Annotated in this window: 25 protein-coding genes; 16 read left to right on the top strand and 9 right to left on the bottom strand. The window is 71.0% G+C overall.

Translation table 11 applies throughout. The annotated features are described in order from the left end of the window. Positions 1-263 precede the first annotated feature (263 nt). The 6 genes from ABD289_RS16285 (at position 264) to ABD289_RS16260 (ending at position 6,097) form a co-directional block, all read left to right on the top strand. Positions 264-2,336, top strand: a complete 2,073-nt coding sequence (locus ABD289_RS16285) for a putative bifunctional diguanylate cyclase/phosphodiesterase (RefSeq protein WP_344132832.1) — start codon at positions 264-266, stop codon at positions 2,334-2,336. A 31-nt stretch (positions 2,337-2,367) separates the two neighbouring features. Continuing rightward, complete coding sequence (locus ABD289_RS16280; protein WP_344132829.1) at positions 2,368-3,099, top strand: GAF and ANTAR domain-containing protein; 732 nt, start codon at positions 2,368-2,370, stop codon at positions 3,097-3,099. A gap of 254 nt (positions 3,100-3,353) precedes the next feature. Continuing rightward, positions 3,354-4,160, top strand: coding sequence for a thioesterase family protein (locus ABD289_RS16275; protein WP_344132826.1), 807 nt, complete (start codon positions 3,354-3,356; stop codon positions 4,158-4,160). A 107-nt stretch (positions 4,161-4,267) separates the two neighbouring features. Beyond that, positions 4,268-4,714: a MerR family transcriptional regulator gene (locus ABD289_RS16270; protein ID WP_344132823.1), complete on the top strand. Its 447-nt coding sequence runs from the start codon at positions 4,268-4,270 to the stop codon at positions 4,712-4,714. Between the two features lie 97 nt (positions 4,715-4,811). Continuing rightward, on the top strand, positions 4,812-5,498 hold the full coding sequence (locus tag ABD289_RS16265) for a DUF899 domain-containing protein (protein ID WP_344132820.1): 687 nt from the start codon (positions 4,812-4,814) through the stop codon (positions 5,496-5,498). A 308-nt stretch (positions 5,499-5,806) separates the two neighbouring features. Further along, positions 5,807-6,097, top strand: a complete 291-nt coding sequence (locus ABD289_RS16260; protein ID WP_344132817.1) for a hypothetical protein — start codon at positions 5,807-5,809, stop codon at positions 6,095-6,097. Between the two features lie 403 nt (positions 6,098-6,500). Here ABD289_RS16260 and ABD289_RS16255 read toward each other — a convergent pair whose 3' ends face one another. Then, complete coding sequence (locus ABD289_RS16255) at positions 6,501-6,734, bottom strand: hypothetical protein (protein WP_344132814.1); 234 nt, start codon at positions 6,732-6,734, stop codon at positions 6,501-6,503. Between the two features lie 72 nt (positions 6,735-6,806). Then, positions 6,807-7,478 carry an SDR family oxidoreductase gene (locus ABD289_RS16250; protein ID WP_344133630.1) on the bottom strand — a complete coding sequence of 224 codons (672 nt, stop codon included), beginning with the start codon at positions 7,476-7,478 and terminating at the stop codon, positions 6,807-6,809. A 252-nt stretch (positions 7,479-7,730) separates the two neighbouring features. On the opposite strand from ABD289_RS16250, the gene argG reads away from it, so the two are divergent. The 3 genes from argG (at position 7,731) to ABD289_RS16235 (ending at position 10,537) form a co-directional block, all read left to right on the top strand. After that, positions 7,731-9,146 (top strand): argininosuccinate synthase, encoded by a 1,416-nt coding sequence (argG, locus tag ABD289_RS16245; protein ID WP_344132811.1) that lies wholly within the window; start codon positions 7,731-7,733, stop codon positions 9,144-9,146. 99 nt (positions 9,147-9,245) lie between these two features. After that, positions 9,246-9,812 carry a G/U mismatch-specific DNA glycosylase gene (gene mug / locus ABD289_RS16240; protein WP_344132808.1) on the top strand — a complete coding sequence of 189 codons (567 nt, stop codon included), beginning with the start codon at positions 9,246-9,248 and terminating at the stop codon, positions 9,810-9,812. A gap of 170 nt (positions 9,813-9,982) precedes the next feature. Further along, positions 9,983-10,537, top strand: coding sequence for a hypothetical protein (locus ABD289_RS16235; RefSeq protein WP_344132805.1), 555 nt, complete (start codon positions 9,983-9,985; stop codon positions 10,535-10,537). A gap of 79 nt (positions 10,538-10,616) precedes the next feature. Here ABD289_RS16235 and ABD289_RS16230 read toward each other — a convergent pair whose 3' ends face one another. Together ABD289_RS16230 and ABD289_RS16225 are read right to left on the bottom strand one after the other, a co-directional pair. Further along, positions 10,617-11,783 (bottom strand): GDSL-type esterase/lipase family protein, encoded by a 1,167-nt coding sequence (locus ABD289_RS16230; RefSeq protein ID WP_344132802.1) that lies wholly within the window; start codon positions 11,781-11,783, stop codon positions 10,617-10,619. Further along, positions 11,783-12,625 carry an ABC transporter ATP-binding protein gene (locus ABD289_RS16225; RefSeq protein WP_344132799.1) on the bottom strand — a complete coding sequence of 281 codons (843 nt, stop codon included), beginning with the start codon at positions 12,623-12,625 and terminating at the stop codon, positions 11,783-11,785. The genes ABD289_RS16230 and ABD289_RS16225 overlap by 1 nt, the downstream gene beginning before the upstream one ends. 193 nt (positions 12,626-12,818) lie before the next feature. On the opposite strand from ABD289_RS16225, the gene ABD289_RS16220 reads away from it, so the two are divergent. Next, positions 12,819-13,838 carry a translation initiation factor eIF-2B alpha/beta/delta subunit family protein gene (locus ABD289_RS16220; RefSeq protein ID WP_344132796.1) on the top strand — a complete coding sequence of 340 codons (1,020 nt, stop codon included), beginning with the start codon at positions 12,819-12,821 and terminating at the stop codon, positions 13,836-13,838. Positions 13,839-13,864: 26 nt separating this feature from the next. Here ABD289_RS16220 and ABD289_RS16215 read toward each other — a convergent pair whose 3' ends face one another. After that, positions 13,865-14,323 (bottom strand): MarR family winged helix-turn-helix transcriptional regulator, encoded by a 459-nt coding sequence (locus ABD289_RS16215; RefSeq protein WP_344132793.1) that lies wholly within the window; start codon positions 14,321-14,323, stop codon positions 13,865-13,867. A gap of 96 nt (positions 14,324-14,419) precedes the next feature. Between ABD289_RS16215 and ABD289_RS16210 the strand changes: the two genes are divergently transcribed. The 3 genes from ABD289_RS16210 (at position 14,420) to ABD289_RS16200 (ending at position 17,326) form a co-directional block, all read left to right on the top strand. Further along, a complete protein-coding gene (locus tag ABD289_RS16210; protein ID WP_344132790.1) occupies positions 14,420-15,352 on the top strand; it encodes a quinone oxidoreductase family protein in 933 nt (310 codons plus the stop codon). A gap of 139 nt (positions 15,353-15,491) precedes the next feature. Next, complete coding sequence (locus tag ABD289_RS16205) at positions 15,492-16,076, top strand: helix-turn-helix domain-containing protein (RefSeq protein WP_344132787.1); 585 nt, start codon at positions 15,492-15,494, stop codon at positions 16,074-16,076. After that, a complete protein-coding gene (locus ABD289_RS16200) occupies positions 16,073-17,326 on the top strand; it encodes an MFS transporter (protein WP_344132783.1) in 1,254 nt (417 codons plus the stop codon). Before ABD289_RS16205 ends, ABD289_RS16200 begins: the two co-directional genes overlap by 4 nt. Here the strand turns inward: ABD289_RS16200 and map are convergent. The 3 genes from map to ABD289_RS16185 form a co-directional block, all read right to left on the bottom strand. Beyond that, complete coding sequence (map, locus tag ABD289_RS16195) at positions 17,304-18,071, bottom strand: type I methionyl aminopeptidase (protein ID WP_344132780.1); 768 nt, start codon at positions 18,069-18,071, stop codon at positions 17,304-17,306. The genes ABD289_RS16200 and map overlap by 23 nt on opposite strands. Before the next feature lie 176 nt (positions 18,072-18,247). Further along, positions 18,248-18,928, bottom strand: a complete 681-nt coding sequence (locus ABD289_RS16190) for a histidine phosphatase family protein (protein WP_344132777.1) — start codon at positions 18,926-18,928, stop codon at positions 18,248-18,250. Between the two features lie 82 nt (positions 18,929-19,010). Further along, positions 19,011-19,859 carry an undecaprenyl-diphosphate phosphatase gene (locus tag ABD289_RS16185; protein WP_344132774.1) on the bottom strand — a complete coding sequence of 283 codons (849 nt, stop codon included), beginning with the start codon at positions 19,857-19,859 and terminating at the stop codon, positions 19,011-19,013. A 239-nt stretch (positions 19,860-20,098) separates the two neighbouring features. Here ABD289_RS16185 and ABD289_RS16180 point away from each other — a divergent pair, with 239 nt between their 5' ends. From ABD289_RS16180 to ABD289_RS16170, 3 genes are all read left to right on the top strand, one after another. Next, positions 20,099-21,082, top strand: a complete 984-nt coding sequence (locus ABD289_RS16180) for an aldo/keto reductase (protein WP_344132771.1) — start codon at positions 20,099-20,101, stop codon at positions 21,080-21,082. A gap of 186 nt (positions 21,083-21,268) precedes the next feature. Beyond that, positions 21,269-22,252, top strand: a complete 984-nt coding sequence (locus ABD289_RS16175; protein ID WP_344132768.1) for a YncE family protein — start codon at positions 21,269-21,271, stop codon at positions 22,250-22,252. Continuing rightward, positions 22,249-22,470 (top strand): DUF5703 family protein, encoded by a 222-nt coding sequence (locus ABD289_RS16170; protein WP_344132765.1) that lies wholly within the window; start codon positions 22,249-22,251, stop codon positions 22,468-22,470. The genes ABD289_RS16175 and ABD289_RS16170 overlap by 4 nt, the downstream gene beginning before the upstream one ends. A gap of 241 nt (positions 22,471-22,711) precedes the next feature. Here the strand turns inward: ABD289_RS16170 and lplAB are convergent, their stop codons facing one another. Beyond that, entirely contained in the window at positions 22,712-23,785 is a 1,074-nt protein-coding gene (gene lplAB, locus ABD289_RS16165) for a lipoate-protein ligase LplAB (RefSeq protein ID WP_344132762.1), read from the bottom strand. Positions 23,786-23,874 lie beyond the last annotated feature (89 nt).

The raw sequence follows: 23,874 nt of genomic DNA, 5'->3' as shown, positions 1-23,874 counted from the left end.
AGTAACGTAATTGGTGTGCGGGGTGACGAATCGCCGTTCGCGAGGATGGGCCTCGAGAACCCGGTTCCGGACGCCCGCCGACCGACGCCCTCCCGCAGCTGGCGCGAACCCGATCCCCGGCCCACACCGCCGCCGACGTCAGTCGGTACGCGCGACATGGCAAAACGCACCATGACGCGGCCGCCAAGTGCCGTATACGAATTGCCCGGGAATGACTAGGCTGCTGTGGTCCAACGCCTTCTCGTGGCCCAGCGAGGTGCCCCGTGTCCGCTGCATCGTCCGAGGATCCGCCCGGTTGGACCGGCCTGGCCCACGCCGTGTGGCTCCCGGAATGCGCCACGTTGATCAGCGCACCGGACGGCACGGTCGTTCGCGCCAGCGAGCAGGCCGCGGCACTGGCCGGCGAGGCCTTCCCCGAAGCGTTGGCGGGCCGCAAGCTGCCCGAACTGCTCGTCGCCGACGGAGCGGTCTGGCGACTGCGCTCGCGCGGCCCCGGCCGGACGCTGGTGCGCAAGATCAGCTGGCCGCACCACGAGGACAAGCGCCTGCTGACCACGGTGCTCGTCGACGTCTCCGATCTCACCGACATCGCCGAACGGCATCCGATGGCCCGCCGCTTCAGCGACGCCGAAGCCGCACCCGCGCACGTCTGGGACGATTCCGCCCTGCGCGAGGTCCAGCTCCGCGCGCGCATCGGCACGTGGCGCTGGGATTCGGCCGACGAGGCCTTCCAACCCTCGAGCGTGCTGCGCGAGATCACCGGGTTCCCCGAGCCCACCCGGGTCTCCTTCGAGCAATACCTGGCCGCGGTGCACCCCTACGACCGGCAATGGGTGCGGCAGGCCTGGGCATCGCTGACCAAGCACCACCACCCCGTCGAGATCGAGCACCGCTACCTGCGCCCGGACGGCGCGCAGCGGATCTTCCGCGTGCGCGGCACGGCCACCAGCGACGCCGCGGGCCGCGTGGTCGTCTCCGGCACGACCCACGACATCACCGACCGCCACGAAGCACCGCTGACCACGAGCGGCTCGTCCCGTCTCGACCCGGTGACCGGATTGTTCAACCGCACCGCCGCGCGCGAACTGCTGCAGGGACTGCTCGCCCGGCCCACCAGCAACGAGGTGGCCGTGCTGGCCTGCCGCGTCGACAACTTCAAACGCGTGATCACCTCGCTCGGCCACGACGCCGGCGACGAGCTGCTGGCCATCCTCGCGCGGCGGTTGACCGACGGTCTCGGCGCGGAATGCACGCCGGTGCGGGTCACCGGTGAGGACGAGTTCGCGATCCTGTGCTCGGACCTGGCCGCCGCGGGCGGTCTGGAAGCGCTCTCCGACCGCGTCTCGGGCCTGGTGCGCACCCCGGCGCCGATCCGGGGCCAACTGCTGCAGCTCTCGGCCTCGATCGGGGCCGCGGTGCACGAAACACCCGGAGAACGCGGCGAGGATCTGCTGCGCTTCGCCACCGCCGCGATGGGTGCAGCCCGCGACCGAGGGCTGGGGCGGGTGCACCGGGCCGATTCGGCACTGATCGCCTCCGTCGACCAGCAGGTCCACATCGAGGCGCAACTGCGCGCCGCGCTGAAGCAGGACGGTCTGCAGCTGCACTACCAGCCGATCGTGAATTCCGACGGGTCGGTGCTGGCCGGGGAAGCACTGGTGCGCTGGCCGCACCCGCAACGCGGCCTGCTCAGCCCCGGCGCGTTCCTGCCGGTGGCCGAACGCGGCGGGCTGCTGCGCGAGCTCGACCGGTGGGTGCTGCGCACCGCGCTGCGCGACGCCGCGCACTGGCGAGACGTGTCCGGCAAGCCGGTGGGCATCGCGGTGAACCTGACCGGGCTCGTCCCCGCCGACCCTGAGTTCAGCGACTTCGTCGCCGAGACCGCGGCCGCCGCCGGGATCGACTGGTCGCAGCTGATCCTGGAGCTGGTCGAGACCGAACTGGCCGATCCCCGCACGCAGACCCGCCAGGGCATGCACAACGTGACGCGGCACGGCGCGCGGTTCGCCATCGACGACTTCGGTACCGGGCACTCCTCGCTGGCCCGGTTCAAACACCTGCCCACCGACCTGGTCAAGATCGACCGGCAGTTCGTCGCCGGACTCGAAACCGACCCGGCCGACCTGGCCCTGACCCGGTCGATCATCGACATGGCCCACGCGCTGGGCCGCGGCTGCATCGCCGAGGGCGTGGAGACCGCGGGCCAGTTCCAGACCCTGCTCGAGCTCGGCGCGGACGCCTACCAGGGCTGGCTGTTCGCCCCGGCGCTGCCGGAAGACGAGTTCACCGCGCTGCTGGCGCACGCACCCCTGCGCGTGGACTGCCACCGGGCGTGACTACCTCCGCAGACCCCACAGGGTACTCCGGATGGAGCATGAGGTTATGAGCACCGACGAGCGCACCCGGCTGGGAACGCTGCTCGCGCTGACCGACGCCGACCACACCGCATCGATGCTGGAACTCGTCGCCGCCCGCGCGGTCACCACGCTGGCGGTCACCGGGGCCGCCGTCACCGTGCTGTCCCACCTCGGCGACCAGACCCCGCCGGGAAGGGGCCTGGTGCACGCCACCGACGGAACCAGCCACCGGCTCGACGACCTGCAGCTGACCGTCGGCGAAGGGCCCTGCCTGGCGGCCTTCCACAACTCAGCGCCGGTGATGGTCGCCGACCTGGCCGCAGGCGACGGCCGCTGGCCGGGCTTCGCGCCCGCGGCACGCCGCTTCGGCGCCGCCGCGGTGTTCTCCTTCCCACTGCGGGTCGGCGTCGTGCGCCTGGGGACGCTGGACACCTACCGCGACACGGTCGGGCCCCTCGACGACCAGCAGCACGGCGACGCGCTGCTGCTGGCCCGGGCCGCCACCCAGGCGCTGCTGGACGAGCTCAGCGGCGACAACGCGCAGAGCACGCTGTGGCTGGGCGACATCCGCACCCCGGTGCACGAAGCCACCGGCATGGTCGCCGCCCAGCTCGGCACGACCATGGACGTCGCGCTGCTGCGGCTGCGCGCGCACGCCTACATCCACGGGCTGCCCGTCACCGAGGTCGCCACCCAGATCACCGGGCGAACCCTGCGCTTCAGCCCCGACACCCGCGCCTAGTCCACCCGCTCACGCGGTGAGCGCCACCACGAGCGAGGGATCACCCACCGCGACGGGCGCGGGACTCGGCCACTCCGCTCTCGTCGGCGACACCGCCGGGCACACCTCGGCCCGCACGACGCGTGCGCGACCGAGGCCATCCGGTGGCGGTGCGAGCAACACCACTGCCTGAACCGGTTCGCGCCCGCCAGCACCGGCGGCCGGGGCCAATAGGCTGGGATGGTTAGACATCCGCAGTACTCGAGGAGCTCGCCTTGACCGTCACCCCGCCGACCGCGTCGCACTACTTCCAGCGGATCGGCCCTGACCGCTTCTGCCCGACCTCCCTCGTGGGCGGGGCCTGGCGTGAAGACGAGCAGCACGTCAGCCCGCTGGCCGGGCTCATCACCCACGCCATCGAAACCCACCGCGCCCAGCGCCAAGCCACCCCGATGGCGTTGAGCCGCATCAGCTTCGACATCCTCGGCCAGATCCGGCTCGAGGAGTTCGACCTGTCGGTGGAGACCACCCGGCCCGGACGCACCATCGAACTCGTCGAAGCCACCGTCACCATCGGCGGACGCGCCGTGGTGCGCGCCCGCGCGTGGTTCATGGCCGAGGCCGACACGAGTTCCGTGGTCGGTGGCCAGCCCGACCGCATGCCCACCCCGGAAACCCTCGAGTCCTGGTCGATGGACTCGGTCTGGCCCGCGAGGGGATTCATCAGCACGCTCGAAACCCGCACCGTCGGCACACCCCAGCCGGGGCGCACCTCGGCGTGGATGTCGACCGGCACCGAACTCGTCGCCGACGAACCGGTCAGCCCGCTGGCCTCGTTCGTGGCGCTGGTCGACACGGCCAACGGCATCGCGGTGCGCCAGGAACCCACCAAGTGGATGTTCCCCAACCTCGACCTGACCATCCACCTGCACCGCAGGCCCGAGGGCAGCTGGACGGGCCTGGACACCGGCGTCGTCTTCGGCATCTCCGGGATCGGCCTGACCAGCACCGTGCTGCACGACCAGCGCGGACCCGTCGGCCGGGCCGAGCAGACCCTCACGGTGCGGCCCGTCGAGCACTGACCCGCCGGTCGGGCGAGCCGCCCGAGGCTCGCCCGACCACACCGCCGGAGCCCGCCCGGTCACCGACGACGCCCCACCGACCGGGTGTGGCGCTAACCTCGGCGATCATGACTTCCGCGCAATCCCCGGACGAGGAACTGAGCATCGGTGACGTGGCGGCGCGCACCGGCCTGAGCGTGCACGCGTTGCGCTTCTACGAACAACAGGACCTGCTGCTGGCACCGGTGCGCCGCACCGCGGGCGGACGACGCGTCTACCACCGCGAGGACGTGGACTGGTTGCACATCTGCACCCGGCTGCGCACCTCCGGCATGCCGCTGGCCGACCTGCGCGCCTTCGCCGCGCTGGTGCGCCAAGGCCCCGGCAACGAGGACCAACGCCTCGCGCTGCTGCGCAAACACCGCCAACAGGTGCAAGCCCAGCTCCACGAACTGCAGGGATGCCTCGAGCTGATCTCCTGGAAGGTCGGCGTCTACGAACAGCACCTGGCCCGCGGCACCACCCGCGGCGTCTGGGATCCCACCACGGCCACCGACGAGCAACCGCCCGGGTGAGCCCTACCGCCGGCGAGCCGGCCGGGCACCGATGAGTTCCGCGCGCGGGCCGGGTCTGCCCCGGTGCACCCACCACTCGTTGCGCAGTGAGGTCACCATGAGCACCCGTGCCCTACCACCCGTCGTCGACCCCGACACCTGGCGAAGCGAGCTCGACGCGCTGCGCGCCCGCGAGAAGGCCGCCACGCGCGAACTCGACGCCATCGCCGCGCAGCGGCGCCGGCTGCCGATGGTCGAGATGCCCGAGTACGTCCTCGACGGCGAGCACGGCCCGGTGCGGCTGGCCGAGGTCTTCGACGGCGCCGCGCAGCTGATCGTCTACAACCACATGTTCGCGCCGGGACAGCAGTGGCAGTGTCCGGGCTGCACCGCCTACACCTCGCAGTTCACCCGGCTGGAATTCCTGGCCAACTACGACGCCCGGTTCGTCATCGTCACCCAGGGCCCGATCGAGGAGGCCCTGGACTACAAACGACGGGTCGGCAACACCATGACCTGGTACTCCACCGCCGAGAGCACGTTCGGCACCGATGTCGGCGCCCCACCGGGAGGTGGGTTCGCGGTCAACGTGTTCCTGCGCGACGGGCAGACGGTCTACCGGACCTGGCACACCAGCGGGCGCGGCACCGAGCAGCTCAGCCACACCTTCGCGCTCGTCGACGTGCTGCCCTACGGCCGCCAGGAGCAGTGGCAGGATTCGCCGGAGGGCTGGCCGCAGTCGCCCACCTACAGCCGGTGGGACAGCTCGCAGGCCATCGCCGAGCGCTACGGTCCGCGAGACTGACGCGGCGCGGCGGGCACGAGACCGTCGACGGCACGCCAACGGTGGCCTCGACCATCGATCGGATCCCGCGGCGCTGATCGCGGCGTCGAAGCGTGTGCTCGTTCGCGTGCCCGATCGAGCGCACGCTTCACGAGCCGGGGCCAGACGGGTGGGCGTGCTGGTGCGGGCGATGCCGCCAAGCCCGAACCCGCGCGAGAGCAGCAGGGCGTTGCCAGCGTCACGTCCGGCTGGCCGCCACCAACCAGTCCCCCTCGGGGCTGCCGGCGATCAGTCGGCTCGTAGGCCACGAACTCGACACCAATTCGTCAGTGACGCTTCTCGTGGGAGAGAACGGTTCCGGCAAATCCACGCTCGTCGAAGCCATCGCCACCCGCCCCAGCGAGTCCAGCCTCGGCGAGCACCCGATCGTGCGCCGGAACCGCAAACCACGCAGCGGATTCTTCCTGCCCGCCGAGTCCTGCTACGGCATGGCCAGCGAGATCGAACGCCTCGACGCCGATCCGCACCGCCGCCCCGCTGCCCCACCTAGTGGCCACGCACTCCCCGATCCTGCTAGCCCTGCCGAGCGGCCGAATATTGGAGAGCGACGAGGACGGTAGCGCCGAATTCACTGGCTACGACCACGTGCTGCCGGTGCGGCTGCCCCGCGACTTCCTCGCCGCTGAGGAGGGGTTCCTGCGCCACCTGCTCGACGAGCCCTCCAGGAGCACCACTTCCGCAGGAGCGCCCCGGCTCGGGCGCACGGCGAGCACGGGCACGTGGCCGCACGCGAGCACGGTGAGAAAGTCCCGCATCCCGTGGCGTGTGCGCAGCACGACGAGGCGCGTGTACGGCCCGCTCGGCCAGCGTGGACAGCAGGCGCGGTCGATGGCGGGTGGTTGCATCAGATGTAGCCGAAGAAGGATCACGACCAGCGTTCGGGGCATCGCGGTGCCTGCAGGCTGTGGAACCGGTGCCGCAGCTGACGTCGCAGTGCCTGCAGCAGGCATCGCAGGCTGCAGGTCAGGAAGCCGGCGGCGTCGGCTCGGGCGAGCCTGTGTCGAGCGTGGACCAGTAGTTCCCGCCGGCGATCCGGGCCTGGCGGGCATCCAGCGACCCGGCTCGCTCGCCGCCGCTGCGGTGCCGGTGGCCGCCACCAGCCGGGTTTCCCGTAGTGCCGGTCCAGGTTGATCGCCGGAACGTCCAGCCGGTTTCCAGTTCGCCGGAGAGGGTGGTCTTGCCCGCTGCGCTGCCCACGACACCGCGGCGCGGGAGCTCGATTCCGGGCAAATCGGGCCATGTCGCAACGGTGGCCGGGCGGGTCGAGTTCTAGCGTTTCGTCAGGCCTCCGTCGACGGCGTACTGGCTCGCGGTGACGTAGGAGGCCTCGTCGCAGAGCAGGAACAGCGCGACCGCCGCGGCTTCCTCGGCGGTGCCGGTGCGCCCGAGCGGCACGCGGCTGACGACGTCGTGCTCGAAGCGCTCGCGCGCCTGCGGCGGCATGAAATCGCGAAAACCCGTGCTGATCGCGCCCGGGATCAGCGTGTTGACGCGGATGCCGCGGTCGGCCAAGGCGCTCGCCCAGCCGCGCGCCACCGCGACCAGGGCGCCTTTCGTCGCGGCGTAGACGCTCGCCACTGCCGACCCCTCGTAGGTCCCGGTCGACGAGGTGAGCACCACCGAAGCGCCGTCGTTGAGGTGTTCGGCCAGTCTGGCCAGCTGCAGCACCGGGCCGCGCACGTTGGCGCTCATCATGCGATCGAAGAACTCGGCGCTGACCTCGTCGACATCGCAGACGTCGGCGTAGCCGGCGTTGAGCCACAACCCGTCGAGACCGCCGAGACCGCCGAGGTCGGCGATCGAGGCCGCCAGCTCGTCACCGGCGGCCGGATCGGCCGCGTCGTTGGCCAGCACGTGCGCTGCGGGCACCTGCCGGCGCGTCTCGGTGATGCCTTCCGGGCGGGTGCCGGTGAGGATCAGCCGCCCGCCCTCGGCGGCGATGCTCGCGCGCCCGCGAGACCGATGCCGCTGGTGCCTCCGGTGATCAAGATCCGCTTTCCGGTGAACCGGGTCATATCCGCTCCCTCGTGGTCGGTGGGCGAACGCTACGAGCTAGAGCGGGCTCTAGCTCAAGGCCGACGATCTCGGCGCCGATCACGCGCGGCCGGACGCCGGTGAGCCGTCCGGCCGCATCCGGGAGGGCCCACCCACCCCGGGTGGATAACAATGCAGCCCGTCGCATAAACTTGCCGCATGTCCAAGGTTCTGACGTCTCTGCCGGTCGGCCACCGGGTCGGCATCGCCTTCTCCGGCGGCCTCGACACCTCCGTGGCCGTGGCCTGGATGCGCGACAAGGGCGCCGTGCCGTGCGCCTACACCGCCGACATCGGGCAATACGACGAGTCCGACATCGCCTCGATCCCGGGCCGGGCCACCGATTACGGCGCCGAGATCGCGCGCATGGTCGACTGCCGCGAGGCGCTTGTCGAGGAAGGCCTGGCCGCGCTGACCTGCGGGGCCTTCCACATCCGCTCGGGCGGGCGCACCTACTTCAACACGACACCGCTGGGCCGGGCGGTGACCGCCACCCTGCTGGTTCGCGCGATGCTGGCCGACGACGTGCAGATCTGGGGCGACGGGTCGACGTTCAAGGGCAACGACATCGAGCGGTTCTACCGCTACGGGCTGATGGCCAATCCGCGGCTGCGCATCTACAAGCCGTGGCTCGACGAGGACTTCGTCGAAGAGCTCGGTGGCCGCCAGGAGATGTCGGAGTGGCTGACCGAGCACGGCCTGCCCTACCGCGACTCGGCGGAGAAGGCCTATTCCACCGACGCCAACATCTGGGGCGCCACGCACGAGGCCAAGCAGCTCGAGCACCTCGACACCGGCATCGAGATCGTCGACCCGATCATGGGCGTGAAGTTCTGGGACGACTCGGTGCACATCCCCACCGAGGACGTCACGGTCTCGTTCCAGCAGGGCCGTCCGGTGGCCATCAACGGCAAGGAGTTCGACTCGCCGGTGGACCTGGTGCACGAGGCCAACGCCATCGGCGGCCGGCACGGGCTGGGCATGAGCGACCAGATCGAGAACCGCATCATCGAGGCCAAGTCCCGCGGCATCTACGAGGCACCGGGCATGGCGCTGCTGTTCACCGCCTACGAGCGGCTGGTCAACGCCATCCACAACGAGGACACCGTGGCCGCGTACCACAACGAGGGCCGCAAGCTCGGCCGGTTGATGTACGAGGGCCGGTGGTTCGACCCGCAGGCGCTGATGCTGCGCGAGTCGCTGCAGCGCTGGGTCGGTTCGGCGGTCACCGGTGAGGTGACGCTGCGGCTGCGTCGCGGCGAGGACTACTCGATCATCGACACCAAGGGACCGGCGTTCTCCTACCACCCGGACAAGCTGTCGATGGAGCGCACCGAGGACGCCGCGTTCGGCCCGACCGACCGGATCGGGCAGATGACCATGCGCAACCTCGACATCGCCGATTCCCGCGCCAAGCTCGAGGGCTACGCGAAGCTGGGGCTGGTCGGCAAGGCGCAGACCGATCTGGTCGGCTCGCTGGAGCCCGGCGGCGCCGAGGCGATCGCCTCGGTGGGCGCCGAGGAGTCCGAGTCCGAGGCACTGGACCGGGCGGCGATCGAGACCGGCACCGACTGAATCCGCGACGTGGTGCCGCCGCGCCGGTCGTGGCGGCACCACGTGTGCTCGAGATCGACGGCGCCGTTTAGTGTGGAATCCGACTTTTCGGAGGTGCGGGTGTCTGAACGGCCGAGTGCGCACGAGGTGGAGGCCGCCGCGGGGGCGGTGATCCCCGACGTGGTGGCGCCGGACCTGCGAGTGCTCTTCTGCGGCATCAACCCGGGACTGTGGTCCGGGGCGACCGGGCTGCACTTCTCCCGGCCGGGCAACCGGTTCTGGCCGGTGCTGCACGCCTGCGGGTTCACCCCGCGCCGCCTGCAGCCCGAGGAGCAGGACGAACTGCCCGCCTTCGGGCTCGGGATCACCAACCTGGTCGACAGGGCCAGCGCCAAGGCCGCCGAGCTCTCCACCGAGGAACTGCGCGCCGGCGCGCGGGCGCTGGAGGACAAGGTCACGCGGCTGCGGCCGCAGTGGGTGGCGATCGTGGGCGTGACCGCCTACCGGACCGCGTTCGCTCAGCGGCGCGCCACGTTCGGCAGGCAGGACCGCACGATCGCGGGCGCGGGCGTGTGGGTGCTGCCCAATCCCAGCGGGCTCAACGCGCACTGGAGCGAGCAGACCCTCGCCGCCGAGTTCGGCCAGTTGCGGCAGGCCGCGGGCGCCGGGGACTGCGTGGCTCGCTGAGCGTGTTCGAGCTGCGCCGTTGGCGCGAACCGGATGTGGCGTGATCGGAGCGAGTGGGTTGGGGAACACGGGGGTGTGCTTTATCTGTCCGTTACCGGTAGGGTCTCCTCGACCGGAATGGAAGTACCCGATCCGGTGACACTGGCCGTGCTCACGCAGAGTCGATACGGATGACTATTCAAGACGATCTTTCTCGACCGTGGTTCCAGCCCGTGGTCCCGTCTTCCGGGGCCGAGCAGGAGGATTCGGGGCCGCCGACGACCCGCATCGCGGGCAGCCTGCCCTTGGACGAGGTGATCGCCGAAACTCCGGCGGCCCCCACACCCCCGGATGCCGCGCACCCAGCGGCACCGAACCCCGCCCCGGCACCGGCGCCACCCCCGAACCAGATGCCGATGCCCGCCGAGCAACCGCGGCCGGCGCCCCCGGCCGCGGCACAGCCCCCGATGGCTCCGCCCCCGACACCCGAACACGTCGAGGTCACCCAGCCCTACATCCCGGCGATCCGCGAAGAACAGCCGGAATTCGCCAAGCGCCTCAACCCCGATGTCCAGCCCTCCCCGTCGACCGTGGCGACCGGCCCCCAACCGGCCGTGCAGCCCGGCCGGGCACCGGATCTGGACGCACCGGCACCGGTGCGCAAGCGCAGCCTGATGCGCCGGGTCGTCCGCAAGATCATCGGACCGGACCTGCTGCGCAAGGACCCGCCGAAGAAGAAGCGCTGAACCCGCCGTGGTGGTGGTCGTGGTGCCGGCGCAGACCTGCATCCTGCGCCGGCACCACGACCACCACCACGGCGGCCCGCTAACGCGCGGCCAACGGGCCGCCCGGGCCGAAGGCGCGCTCGGCGAAGCGCAGCCCCATGCGCTCATGAGTGGCCGGATCCGGGTGCAGCGCATCCGGCAGCGGCAACTCGGCGAAATCGGACTCGCCGTAGAGCTCGCGACCGTCCAAGTAGGCCAGCAGCGGATCTCCCCGCTGCTCGACGACCTCGGCCAAGGCCGTGCGCACGGTGGCCAGCGTGAGCTTGCCCGCGGCGACCTCGGCCGGATCACCGGTGGCGCAGAAGCGCACCCCACCACCGCTGAAATCGGGTGCGCCGGGCCCCGGCGTGTCCTCGTGGATCGGGCAATGGACCGGCGAGACCACCAGCAACGGCACCTCGGGATGCGCCTGCCGGACGATGTCGAGGAAACCGTGCACGGCCGGGACGAACGCGCGCATGCGCATCACATCGCCCCCGACCAGGTTGATCCCGAGCTTGAGGCTGATCACGTCGGCCTCGAGCCCGCCGATGGCGCGCGCGGTGAACGGGTCCAGCAACGCGCTGCCGCTGAAACCCAGATTGGTCAGCTCCACACCACTGCGCCGGGCCGCCAGCGCCGGCCAGGTGCGGCTGGGCTGGAGGGCGTTGGACCCGTGACTGATGGAACTGCCGTGATGCACCCAGCGCGGCAACCCCGACTCCGGCGCGGCCTCGACGGGCGCGTCGGCGCGCAGCTCGAGCAGCTCGGTCGTCTCGGTGTGCGGCAACCAGATCTCGACCGTCTTCTCCCGCGCGTCGAGACCGGAGAACGACACCGTGCCCGCGGGGCCGAACTCGGTAGTGCTCGCGCCGGTGCTCATGTCGAGCTCGACCACGTTGCCGCCGCTGGTGCACGCCTGCCCGGCCGGCAGCCCGTCAACCAGCAGGTCGTAGACCCCATCGGGCCGAGCAGGCGCGCCCACGTAGGCGATGCGGGTGCGCACCGTGTCCAACTCGATCGCCGTCGCGCGGGTGCGCAGCACCAGGCGCACACCCGAAGGCTGCGACTCGGCCCGCAGCACCCCCTCATCGGCACCCCGACGCCGAGCGTGCGCGGGCAATCGATGCGGTAGCAGCCCGCCGCCGGTTCGCTCGACCTCCACGGCCCCGCGCAGCATCCGCTCGGTGACGGGCGCGGTGATCCAGCCAGGGCTCTGCTCGCTCATCAAGTCAGCCTTTCATTCGAAATCCCGTCGCGCACCCCGTTTTCGGCACGCGCGAGCCACCGTCCCGCCACACGGCTCAACCGCACCGGATGGTTGAAGCACTTGCTGATGTTGTCGCTGGTGAGCACGTCGTCGACGGCTCCGGACACCAGGCATCGCCCCTCGCGCAGCAGCATCGCGTGAGTCGTGCTGGCGGGCAGCTCCTCCAAGTGGTGGGTCACCAGCACCGTGGCCAGCTCGGGATGCTCGGCGCGCAACGCGTCCAGGCCGCTGAGCAGCTGCTCGCGGGCGGCCAGGTCCAGTCCCGTCGCCGGCTCGTCGAGCAGCAACAACCGGGGCGTGGGCATCAGCGCGCGGGCGATGAGCGCACGACCGCGCTCGCCCTGCGAGAGCGTGTCCCAACGGGATTCGGACTTCTCGGCCATCCCCAGCGTGGCGATCAACCGCTCGGCGCGGGCGAGCTGCTCGGCGTCGGGTTCCCAGCGCGGCACGAGTTCGGTGGTGTTGGTCGCGCCGGTGAGCACCACCTGCCGCGCCGTCAGCGGCGCGCGCACCGGGTGCCGGGGATCGATGTGGCCGACGTAGCCGCGCAGCGCGCGCATGTCGACGCGGCCGAGCCGGTGACCGAGCACCTCGACGGTGCCGCGGGTGGGGTGCGTCGAGACGCCCAGCAACCCCAGCAGCGTTGTCTTGCCCGCGCCGTTGGAACCCAGCAGTGCCCAGTGCTGACCGCGTTCGACCCGCAGCGAGACCTCGCGCAGCAGGTGCGCGCCCTCGCGCACGACGTCGACGTCATCGGCTCGCAGCACGGGTCCGGCTTCGCGGGGCCGGGAATCGACCACGGGTGGCCTTTCTCGTCGTTGCCCGCGGGGACGGCGCGACCAGCCTTCGAATGCCTCGAGCGCTCGCCGCAGCGTGCAACACGCCCCGCCGGGCGCATGTGATCATGGGGTGTTAGCCAGCCTAACAAGTCGTCTTCCCGGCGCGGTTAGGCTGGCGCTCGCACCGATCCGGACGTCTTCGAGGACCACAGCCATGCCCCCGCCTTCGTCGCACCCGCACCTGCCGCTGCTGGCCGACAGCGTGCGGCTGGACACCGACGGAGTGCACCTCCTCGACCGGCGGGTGTTCCCGTTCGAGCACCACTGGGTGCGCGCCCGCACCGTCGAGGAGGTCGCCACCGCGATCGAGCAGATGGTCACCCAGTCCTCGGGGCCGTACTTCGCGGTGCTGGGCGGCATGGTGCTGGCCGCGCGGGAGGCCGCGGGCGAGCCCGACGCCCGCGCTCACCTGCGGGCCGCGGCCGAACGGTTGATCGCCACGCGCCCGACCAACGACCAGCCGCGCAAGGCCGTGGCCTGGGTGCTCGACGAGGTCGACCGCGGTGCGGCCGACGTGGCCACTGCGGCCTTGACCGGTGCCCGCGCCGGCGAGGCCGATTACCGCGGGCGTTGCGCCGAGATGGGCCGCGCCGCCGCGCGGTTGTTACCGCAGCGGGCGCGGGTGCTCACCCACTGCTGGGGCGATCTCTACCTGCTCGGGATGGTCGAGGCCGCGCTCGAGGCGGGCAAGCGGCCGTCGTTCGTGTGCACCGAAACGCGCCCCTACCTGCAGGGCGCTCGGCTGACCGCCGAATCGCTGGCCGAGATGGGCGTGCAGGCCACTCTGGTCACCGACGCGATGCCGGCTTCGCTGATGCGCTCCGGTCAGGTCGACGCGCTGGTGACCGCCAGCGACCGGGTCAGCATGGACGGCCACGTGATCAACAAGATCGGCACGCTGCAGCTGGCCACCGCCGCGCGTGCTTTCGACGTGCCCTTCCACGCGTTGTGCCACGCCCCGGATCCGGATTCGCCCACCGGCGCCGACGTGCCCATCGAATACCGCGACGGCAGCGAGGTGCTGCACGCCCTCGGCCAGCGCACGGCGGGACCGCGCGTGCGGGGGCTGTACCCGGCTTTCGACGTCACCGATCCGGCGCTGGTGACCACGGTGGTCACCGACCGCGGTGCCTTCGCCCCGGAGGCGGTGGCCGACTACTGGCGTTGCGGGTAGTCCCCGCCGGGCGCGAGGGGTCGTCGTCAGTCCTGCTGGAGCCGGGCCAGCAGCGAGATCAGCAGCTGCTGCTCGGCGGTGCTGAGCGGCTCCAGCAGCCGGTTGTTGGCCTGCTCGGCCAGTTCGGTGCAGCGGGCGAGGGTCGCGATTCCCTCCTCGGTGGCCGACACGGCGTTCTTGCGGCGATCGGCCGGGTCCGGGCGGCGTTGCACCAGCCCGCGTTGCTGCAGGTGGTCGAGGTGGACCACGACGTCTTTGGCGTCGAGGTCCAGGCGGCGGACGAGTTCGGCCTGCGCCAGGGGTCCGTGCGCGACCACGGCGGCCAGCACGGCGTGGTGGCCGAGCCGGAGGCCTTCGGCGGCGAGGGCCTCGGCGACGAGTTCGCGGGCGCGCGTGGCGACCCGGCCGGTCAGCCAGCTGGGCAGGGATTGGATGTGCTCCAAGGCGTGCGCGGGTGTCGCGCCGGTGGGGTCGGTGCGTGCCACGTTCGGGGACTCTACCCCTGATTCGTTGGACTTCCCAACGGACTCTCCCTACGGTGGTTTTCGTTGGTTATCCCAACGGTTACTGGGGAGGTAGTCATGCGCCGCGTTCGTTATGAGGCCAACGGCGGCCCGGAGGTGCTGTTCACCGAGGAGGCCCCCGCGCCGCTGCCGGGACCGGGCCAGCTGCTGGTGCGGGTGGAGGCGGCCGGGGTGACCCTGCCGTCGGTGCTGCACGTGCGCGAAGGCCCTTCGCCCACCCCGCTGGCCGGTGAGGTCGTCGGGATCGTCGGCGCGGCGGGCGCGGGAACCGGGTTCACGCCGGGCACGCGGGTGGCCGGCATGTGCCTGCAGGACGCCTACGCCGAGTTCGTGCTGCTCGAGCGCTCGCAGGCCGCACCGGTCCCCGAGCACGCCCGAGCCGCCGAGGTGGTCGCGCTGGTGCGCTCCGGGCCGATCGCGCGCGGGGTCTGCACGGCGGGACTGGTCGGCCGCGGCGAGTCGGTGCTGGTCACCGCCGCGGCCGGGGCGACGGGCGCGCTGGTGGTGCAGTTGGCCAAAGCCGCCGGGGCCGAACGGGTCGTGGCCGCGGTCTCCAGCACCGCCAAGACCGCGTTCGCCTTCGGCTGCGGCGCCGATGAGGTCATCACCTACGACCGGATGCCGCCACCGGAGCCGGTCGACGTCGTGCTCGACGGGGTGGGCGGCGGACTGCTGGATCCGGCGACGCGATCACTGCGCCGCGGCGGCCGTCTGGTGGCCTTCGCCCGCGGCGGTGGTTGCCTGCACACCCGGCAGCTGGTGGCGCGCAACGCTTCGGTCACCGGGTTTCAAATGGCCGCGCTGGCGCGGGACAAACCGGCGTTGTTCGCCTGCTGGCGCGATGAGCTGTGGGACTGGCATCGCAGCGGCGTCTTACATGCGCCGGTGCATGCTGAGCTGCCGCTGGCCGAGGCCGCCGCCGCCCACGAGCTGGTCGAATCCCGCCGCAATCACGGCAAGGTCGTGCTGACCGCGAGCGAGCGGACCTAGCTGCCCATGCCGGGGCGGGAGCGGGGTGTGGTGGGACCCGATTGGCGAAACCACACCCCGCGGCCACGGCATCTGCGCAGCGCACAAGCCCACAAAGAGACTTTTGCAAATGGCTCTTTGTGATCTTAGGTTCGGGTGCATGACCACCGATGAACAACCCCGCACAGCACACCTGGACGCCAAACGACTGCGCGCGCTCGCACACCCGCTGCGCGTACAACTGCTCGGCGCGCTCCGCCTCGACGGCGCCTCCACAGCCACCGCCCTGGCCAAGCGATTCGGTCACAACTCCGCCAACACCAGCTGGCACCTGCGTCAACTCGCCGCCGCCGGCCTGGTCACCGAAGACCTCCACCGCGGCAACCGGCGGGAACGCTGGTGGACCGCCGCCCAGGAGCAAACCAGCGTCGACGTCGTCGCACTCAGCCGCGACCCCGACCTCGCCGGCGCCCTGACGACCTACCTGCACGGCGTCAACGCGGTGCACCACGAGCAAGCAGGCATCTACCTGGCCACGATGAACGACTGGCCCGAGCACTGGCGCCAGGCCGCCGAACTGTCCGACTACCGCCTGCACCTCTCGGTAGCCGAAGCCACCGACCTCAACCGCCGCATCACCGAGGTCATCGACAATTTCCGCCGCGCCCCGCAGAGCGGAGACACCGATGTGGTGGTGCACTGGCACGCTCTGCCGCAACACCGACCCGACCCGCCGAGACGATGAAGGCGCCGCTGCTGGGCCTGGCCACAGCCAGCGCGATATCCGGACTGGGCACCGGCATGACCCTGCTGGCCATCCCGTGGTTCGTGCTGTCCGCCACCGGCAGCGGACTGCACACCGGCGTGGTCGTGGCCGCCGAAACCACCGGAGTCGTCCTCGGCTCGGTCCTCGGCGGCCCGTGGATCGACCGGCTCCGACCCCGCCGCGCGGCCGTGCTCTTCGACCTCGCCGCCGCCCCGCTGCTCGCCGCGATCCCGATCCTGCACCACCTGGGTGCGCTGACCGGATGGGCCCTGGTCGTGCTGGCCTGGATCATCGGGCTCACCCGCGGCCCCGGCGACGCCGCCCGACTGGTGCTCATCCCCGAAATCACCAAGGTGACCGCCACACCGGTGGAACGAGTCACCGCCGCCCACGACACACCCACTCAAGCCGCCAAAGCCCTGGGCGCCCCACTGGCCGGAGCACTGATCGCCCTCACAGGCGTACCCGCGGTACTGCTGCTGGACGCCTCGAGCTTCTTGCTGTCCGCCGCCATCACGGCCACCGCACTGCCCGAAACCACCCACCAGCACTCCCGCAGCCAACCCCGCACCCGCCTGCGCCAGGCCTGGAACTTCCTACGCACCGACCGCACCCTGCAAGCCATCATGTGGCTGGCCGCGGCCACCAACGCGGTCAACAGCGGACTGTTCTCCGTGCTGGTACCCGCCTACGGAATCTGGATCCTGGGCTCCTCAGCACACATCGGAGCGCTCTACGCCGTCACCGGCACTGCGATGATCACCGGCACCCTGCTGTTCACCACACTGGGCCTGCGCCTGCCGCGCTGGCCGGTCCTGGTCACCTGCTACCTGCTGGTGTTCGCGCCCCGATCCGGCATCTTCCTGCTCCAACCGCCCCTGGTGGTGCTGCTCATCGCCAGCGGCGTGCTGATGCTGGCCTTCGGACCGATCAACCCCATCCTCGCCGCGGTGCGCACCGAACGAACCCCACCCCGGCTACGCGCCCGCGTGTTCGCCACGATCTCGGCCACCGCCACGCTGGCCATGCCCCTGGGCACCATCACGGCCGGAGCGCTCGGCGACCAGCTCGGACTCATGCCCGCCCTAGCGGTGTTCACCGCCGCGGGCGGACTGCTGTCGCTGTGCCCGCTGCTGCCCGCCTGGCGCCGCCTCGGCGCCCCGCCACACCCGAGCGTCCCGAGCCCCAACCTCACCCGCAGCGGCCTCACCCACCCGGCCGGGCAGTGAGCACCAGCGGACCGTCATCGGTGATGGCCACGGTGTGGCCGAAATGGGCCGCCCGACTGTCATCACCGGTGACGACCGCGTGACCACGCAACTCGAGGTGATCACGACCACCGGAGGTGAACATCGGCTCCACGCTGACCACCAAGCCCGGACGCAACGGCATCCCGCGACCCCGGTGCCCGTCGTTGGCCACCGTGGGTTCCTCCCGCAACCCACGCCCCAGACCATGCCCGCCCAACGGCGGAATGCCGAAACCGGCGCTGCGCCCGACCACCCCGATCGCGCGCGAGACATCGCCCAGCCGCGCACCGGGCCGCGCCGCGGCGATCCCGTCGGCCAGCGCCTGCTCGGTGGTCTCCAACAGCCGCGCGTCCTCCGCCGCGCAAGCCCCGACCGCGCAGGTCAGCGCCGAATGCCCGATCCAGCCGTCCAGCCTGGCGGCGAGGTCAAGACCCAGCAGATCACCGTCGGAGAGCACCCGGGCACCGGCCACGCCGTGCACGATCTCGTCGTTGAGCGAGGTCCGGATCACTGCGGGAAACGGCCGGTCCGACCGACCGTGGCGGTGCCCTTCGAGCACCGCCTGCGCCCCGGCATCGGCGAGCACGCCGCCAGCGAGTTCGTCGAGCTCGCCCAGTCGCACCCCCACCGCGACGTGCTCGCGCACCGCATCCAACACCCGGGCCACGAGACCACCGGCTCGGCGCAGCGCCTCGATCTCACCGCCGGTTTTGAGCTCGACCACAGCCCCCGCTCCGCGTTCTCGGCGATCCCGACCCGATCATGATGCGCGAACGCGCGAGCGCACGCGAGGCCACCGAGCACCAACCGCGCGCCCGCGCGCGGACTTTCACACCCACCGGCACGGCCACCACCGATGTGGCCCCGGCCGCCCCGATGCCGATCACCACGCCCGCGGGTTCAGCCCTTGTCCTGACCGGTCGTGCCACCGGGCACCGCATCGGAGCCACCGGAGTCCTTCGGCGGCAGCAGACCGGAGACATCACCACCGGTGTCGTTGACCTTGAGCACGAACGGGCGGGTATCGGTGTAGCGAACGACGCTGACCGAACAGGGATCCACGACGATGCGCTGGAAGGAGTCCAAGTGCAGCCCGAGCGCGTCGGCCAGCACCGACTTGATCACGTCACCATGACTGCACAGCAACCACACCTGGTCGTCACCGACCTGGCGGTCGTGCTCGCGCACCGCGGCCACCGCACGCGACTGGACCTCGGCCAGCCCCTCACCACCGGGAAACACCGCCGCCGAGGGGTGCTGCTGCACCACCTTCCAGAGATCCTCACCGGTGAGATCGGTGACCTTGCGGCCCGTCCAGTCGCCGTAATCCACCTCGGCCAGCCGCTGTTCGACCACCGGGTCGAGCTCGCGCTCGGCGACAAGCCCGGCAACGGTCTCCCGGCAGCGCTGCAGCGGGGAACTGACCACGCGCGACAGCGGCACGCCGCGCAGCCGCTCCAGCAGGCCCTGGGCCTGCTTGTCGCCCGTCTCGTCCAGCCCCACGCCGGGGGTGCGCCCCGCGAGGGTGCCGGATCCGTTGGCCGCCGATCGCGCATGCCGCAGCAGTATGAGAGTCGCCACGCCCGACGAGGCTACCCGCGCGCAAAAAACCGGGGCGGCCCGCACCACGCGCGGACCGCCCCGGCATCGCCGGAGGCGAATATCAGGCGGGGATGACCCCGAAGCCCAGCAGCGCGTAGACCGCCAGACCCACCGCGATGCGCCACCACACGAAGATGTACACGCTGTGGCGCTGCACGAACCGCAGCAACCAGGCGATCACCAGATAACCGATGACCCCGGCCACGATGGTGGAGACCCACATCTGCGCGACCGTCGGCTGCATCCCGGGCCCGCTCGGCTCGAAGACGTGCCCGAGCTCGGAGATCCCCGCGGCGAAGACCGCGGGGATGGCCAGCAGGAACGAGAACCGCACCGCGGTCGAACGCGCCAGCCCCAGCGACAGACCCGCGGTGATCGTCCCGCCGGAGCGCGACACCCCGGGAATGAGCGCCAGCGCCTGCGCCAGCCCCATCAGCACACCGTCGCTCAAGCGCAGCTGGGCCTGCGCACGCAGCTGCTTGCCGTACCGCTCGGCCAGGCCCATCAGGATGCCGAACACGATCAGCGTGGTGCCGGTGATCCACAGACTGCGCAGCGTCGAACGGATGTAGTCCTGGAACAGGAAACCGAGGATGCCGATGGGCAAGCTGCCCACGATCACGTACCACGACAGCTTGTAGTCCTGCGTGGCTCGGATCTCGACATTGAACAGTCCCCGGAACCACACCGCGATCAGCCGGGCGATGTCACCGATGAAGTAGATGACCACCGCCAGCTCGGTGCCGATCTGCGTGACCGCCGTGAACGACGCGCCCGCGTCGCCACCGAAGAACAGCTTCGACACGATCGCCAGGTGCCCGGACGAGGAAATCGGCAGGAACTCGGTGAGCCCTTGGACCACGGCCAACACCATGGCCTGCAACCACGACAACGAAACCCACTCCAGCACATCGAAATGAAACCCGGGCCTTGACAATCCCGGCTCGGTTTCCCCAGATCTTGCAGCATCCCCGCCACACCCCCGGCCCCGGCCCATCACTCCATCGGGCCAGGTCAGCCACCAACTGATCACTAACAGCAACGGCGAACGCCGGGACACGACCACGATGTGATCCACCACACGTCATCTCGGACCCGCCGGGCCAACCTCACCGACCCGGGCCGCCGCAGCGCATACCCTCAGGCCCCGTGGAACAGCGACAGCTCGGCCGCAGCGGCCTCCGCGTCTCCCGCTTCGCGCTCGGCACCATGACCTGGGGCATCGACGTCGACGCGGACGAAGCCGCCGACATCCTGACGACCTTCCACGACGCCGGCGGCACCCTCATCGACACCGCCGACGTCTACGCCGACGGCACCAGCGAAGAAATCCTCGGCGACCTGCTCACCCACCACATACCCCGCGACGAAATCGTGCTGGCCACCAAAGCCGCCGCCCGCCGCGCCCCCGGCCCCTTCGGCGGCGGCGCCTCCCGCGGCTCCCTGCTGGCCGCCCTCGACGCCTCGCTGCAACGACTGCGCACCGACCACATCGACCTGTGGCAACTGCACGCCTGGGACCCCGCGGTCCCCCTCGACGAAACCCTCGCCGCCCTCGACACCGCAGTCACCAGCGGCCGCGTGCGCTACGCCGGAATCGCCAACTACGCCGGCTGGCAAACCGCCACCGCCGCCACCCACCAGAACGCCCACCCCGCCCGCACACCACTGGTGGCCACCCAAGTCGAGTACTCCCTGCTCGAACGCGGCATCGAACGCGAAGTCGCCCCCGCCGCCGAACACCACGGCCTCGGCATCCTCGCCTGGGCACCCCTCGGACGCGGCGTGCTCACCGGCAAGTACCGCAGCGCCACCCCACCCGACTCCCGCGGCGCCACCAACGACCTCGCCAGCTACGTCGAACACCACCGCACCGAACGCGCCGCACGAATCGTGCAAGCCCTGCTCACCGCCGCCGAAGGACTCGCCGCGAGCCCGGCCCACCTCGCCCTGGCCTGGGTGCGCGACCGCCCAGGCGTGACCGCACCCATCCTCGGCGCCCGCACCGCCACCCAGCTCAAGAACAACCTCACCGCCGAAGACATCGTCCTGCAACCGGCCATCCGAGCCGCCCTCGACGACATCAGCGCCCCACAAGCCGCCTACCCCGAACTCAGCCCCGCACAAGACTGACCACACCACCCCGCAACACTCCACCGACCAGACGCAACGCCGCCTCGACGCATTCACGCCACGCGCACGACATGCCAAGCTGAGGGCTTGCCCACCGGGGCGGGCCCCACCCCCGAACCCGCATCGGGGATGCTGGAGAGCAGTCACCGCACGTCCCGCGGGTAAGCATCACCGAGGAGGAACCCGTTGCGTCGCCTGGTCATCGCCTGCGTCTGCGTCACCACCACCCTGCTGACCAGCTGCGGCATGAACCAGAACACCGACCCCCTCCAGGTCACCGACAACCTCACCGCCGCCACGCCCGCGAACTCCCCCGCGAGCAGCACCCGAGTCACCGGCACCGTGCACCCCGCACCGCCGATCCAGCACACCACCTTCGACCGCGACACCCGCACCCTCGTGCTGGCCAGCGGAAGCGAACTGATCCTCATCGGCCGCGACGGAAGCCGCCGAACCGTGCCCCTGGCCGCCGCCCCCGCCTCGCTGCACGTCACCTCAGGACACGTGCTGGCCGCCCTGCCCGAGGCCGACCAGATCGCCCGCGTCGACCTCCGCACCGCCACCAGCACGCCCACCCCCGTGGCAGGCGGCCCCGTCGAGGCCACCACCCTCCCGGACGGACGCACCGCGGCCATCCTCGGTGACACCAACACCGTCGCAGTCCTCGACCACGGCAAACCCACCACCAGCAGCGAGAAGTTCACCGGCCCCGCACAACTGCTGCCCGCCGGCGGCGAACTCAACGTCCTCGACCGGCTGACCACCTCCATCACCCCGGTCGACCCCACAAACGGCCGCAAAGGCGCCGGCCTGCGCGCCGGCCAAGGCGCCACCAACGCCGTGCTCGACCGCTTCGGCCGCATCCTCACCGTCGACACCCGCGGCCAAGCACTCCTCGCCTTCAGCACCGACCCGCTCGTGCTCAAACAGCGCTACCCGCTGCCCGCCTCCCCCTACGGAATCGCCTACGACCCCAAGAACGACCTCGCCTGGGTCACCATGACCGCCACCAACGAGGTCGTCGCCTACGACGTCGCAGGCGGACAACCCCGAGAAACCCGCAGGCTGCCCACCATCAGCCAGGCCAACTCGGTCACCGTCGACCCCGACACCGGAAACGTCTACATCGCCTCCGCCAACGGCGCCGGATACCAGGTGGTGAAACAGTGAGCACCCTGCAAGAAGCCACGACCGACACCGACTGGGAGTACCGGCCGCTGCGCCTGCCACCCGGCGTCACCCGCATCAGCGCAGCGACCCAACTCAGCATCCACGCCGAATTCGCCGGCTGGGAACTCTCCCGAGTCCTGCTCTACTCCGACGGCACCCGCAAGATCTGGCTGCGCCGCAAGCGCAGCACCCCCGGCCCGCCCGCACCCATCACCTGACACCCACCGGCCCGAGAGACCACCTCGGCATCAGGCGGAAGCCGTACCCGAAGCGCGACCTCAGCCCGCGACGCCCAGGGGCGTGCTCGACTCCCGGCGCCCGGCGGCCTCCGAGGTTCCGCTCCTCGATCAGCGGCCTACGCGGCGACGCAGCTGTCCTCGCCACACGACGCGTCAGAACCCCCTGCGGCGCGCGTTGAGTGCCACACCCCTGCGGCTCCGCCGCATACCGCAAGGGCCCCTAAGGCACCCGCGCGAACCACTCCGGAGTGGCGAACTTCGACTCCACCAACCGCTCGGCGCGCGCCAACTCCTCCTCGGTCACCGCACCCCCGGTGAGCCCGAACCGGGAGCGGAACCCCTCGGCGAGCCGATCGATGACCACCTCCCGGTCCAACCCGGTCTGCCGCGCCAGCGGATCCACCCGCTTGACCGCGCTCGCGACGCCCTTGTCCGAGAGCTTCTCACCACCCACGCGCAGGATCTGGCCCATCTTGGCCACATCGATCGAGTACGACATCGTCACGTGGTGCAGCACCGCGCCATCGCGCAACCGCTTCTGCGCCGCACCCCCTATCTTGCCGCCATCCGACGCGATGTCGTTGATCGGCTGATACCACACGTTGAGCCCCAGATCCCCCAGCACACCGAGCACCCAATCGTCCAGGAACGCGTACGACTCCGCCGTGCTCATCCCCGCCACCAGCGACGCGGGCGCGTACAGCGAATACGTCACCGTGTTGCCCGGCTCCACGAACATCGCACCACCACCGGTGATCCGCCGAACCACCTCGACGCCCAACCGCCGCGCGGCCGCCATGTCGACCTCGTTGCGCACCGACTGGAAACTCCCGATGATCACCGACGGCGCGGCCCACTCCCAGAACCGCAACGTCGGCTCCCGACGCCCCGCACCGACCTCCTCGGCCAGCACCTGATCCAACGCCATGTGCATCAACGGCGACTGCGGCCCGTCGTGAATCAACCGCCACCGGTGGTCCGCCCAGCCCGAGGCCCGCGTCAACGCGCGCCGGACCGCCACGGCCACCGACTCCGCGCTGAAGCCCACCAAGCGCGCATCCGCGGGCAACCCGCCCCGAACCCGCGCCGCCAGCTCCGCGCCATCAGCATCGACCGCCGCACCGACCAACGCCGCGTTGATCGATTCCAACGCCTCGTCCGGCTCCAGGAAGAAATCCCCGCTCAACCGCACATCCGCCAACCGACCACCGTCGACCTCGACATCGACGACGACCAGCTTTCCACCGGGAACCTTGTACTCACCGTGCACGACGCACCCCAGAACTCGACACACCACCCATCCGCCGGGCGGCACCATCCGGCCCAACACGCCCACGACCAACGGTCATTCCCAGCGCCCGCCGGACACGGCAACATGATCTC

This window comes from Saccharopolyspora halophila (assembly GCF_039531955.1).
GTDB classification, from domain to species: Bacteria; Actinomycetota; Actinomycetes; order Mycobacteriales; family Pseudonocardiaceae; genus Saccharopolyspora; species Saccharopolyspora halophila.
The sequence above is the reverse complement of the archived record's forward strand: the minus strand, read 5'-3'. Positions and strand labels throughout refer to the sequence as shown.

What these genes read in the sequence shown, in the direction of transcription:
- ABD289_RS16280 (WP_344132829.1), top strand. Translation starts at nt 2,368, where the DNA reads ATGGAGCATGAGGTTATGAGCACCGACGAGCGCACCCGGCTGGGAACG.
- ABD289_RS16270 (WP_344132823.1), top strand. Translation starts at nt 4,268, where the DNA reads ATGACTTCCGCGCAATCCCCGGACGAGGAACTGAGCATCGGTGACGTG.
- ABD289_RS16265 (WP_344132820.1), top strand. Translation starts at nt 4,812, where the DNA reads ATGAGCACCCGTGCCCTACCACCCGTCGTCGACCCCGACACCTGGCGA.
- argG (WP_344132811.1), top strand. Translation starts at nt 7,731, where the DNA reads ATGTCCAAGGTTCTGACGTCTCTGCCGGTCGGCCACCGGGTCGGCATC.
- ABD289_RS16235 (WP_344132805.1), top strand. Translation starts at nt 9,983, where the DNA reads ATGACTATTCAAGACGATCTTTCTCGACCGTGGTTCCAGCCCGTGGTC.
- ABD289_RS16230 (WP_344132802.1), bottom strand. Translation starts at nt 11,783, where the DNA reads ATGAGCGAGCAGAGCCCTGGCTGGATCACCGCGCCCGTCACCGAGCGG.
- ABD289_RS16220 (WP_344132796.1), top strand. Translation starts at nt 12,819, where the DNA reads ATGCCCCCGCCTTCGTCGCACCCGCACCTGCCGCTGCTGGCCGACAGC.
- ABD289_RS16210 (WP_344132790.1), top strand. Translation starts at nt 14,420, where the DNA reads ATGCGCCGCGTTCGTTATGAGGCCAACGGCGGCCCGGAGGTGCTGTTC.
- ABD289_RS16205 (WP_344132787.1), top strand. Translation starts at nt 15,492, where the DNA reads ATGACCACCGATGAACAACCCCGCACAGCACACCTGGACGCCAAACGA.
- ABD289_RS16200 (WP_344132783.1), top strand. Translation starts at nt 16,073, where the DNA reads ATGAAGGCGCCGCTGCTGGGCCTGGCCACAGCCAGCGCGATATCCGGA.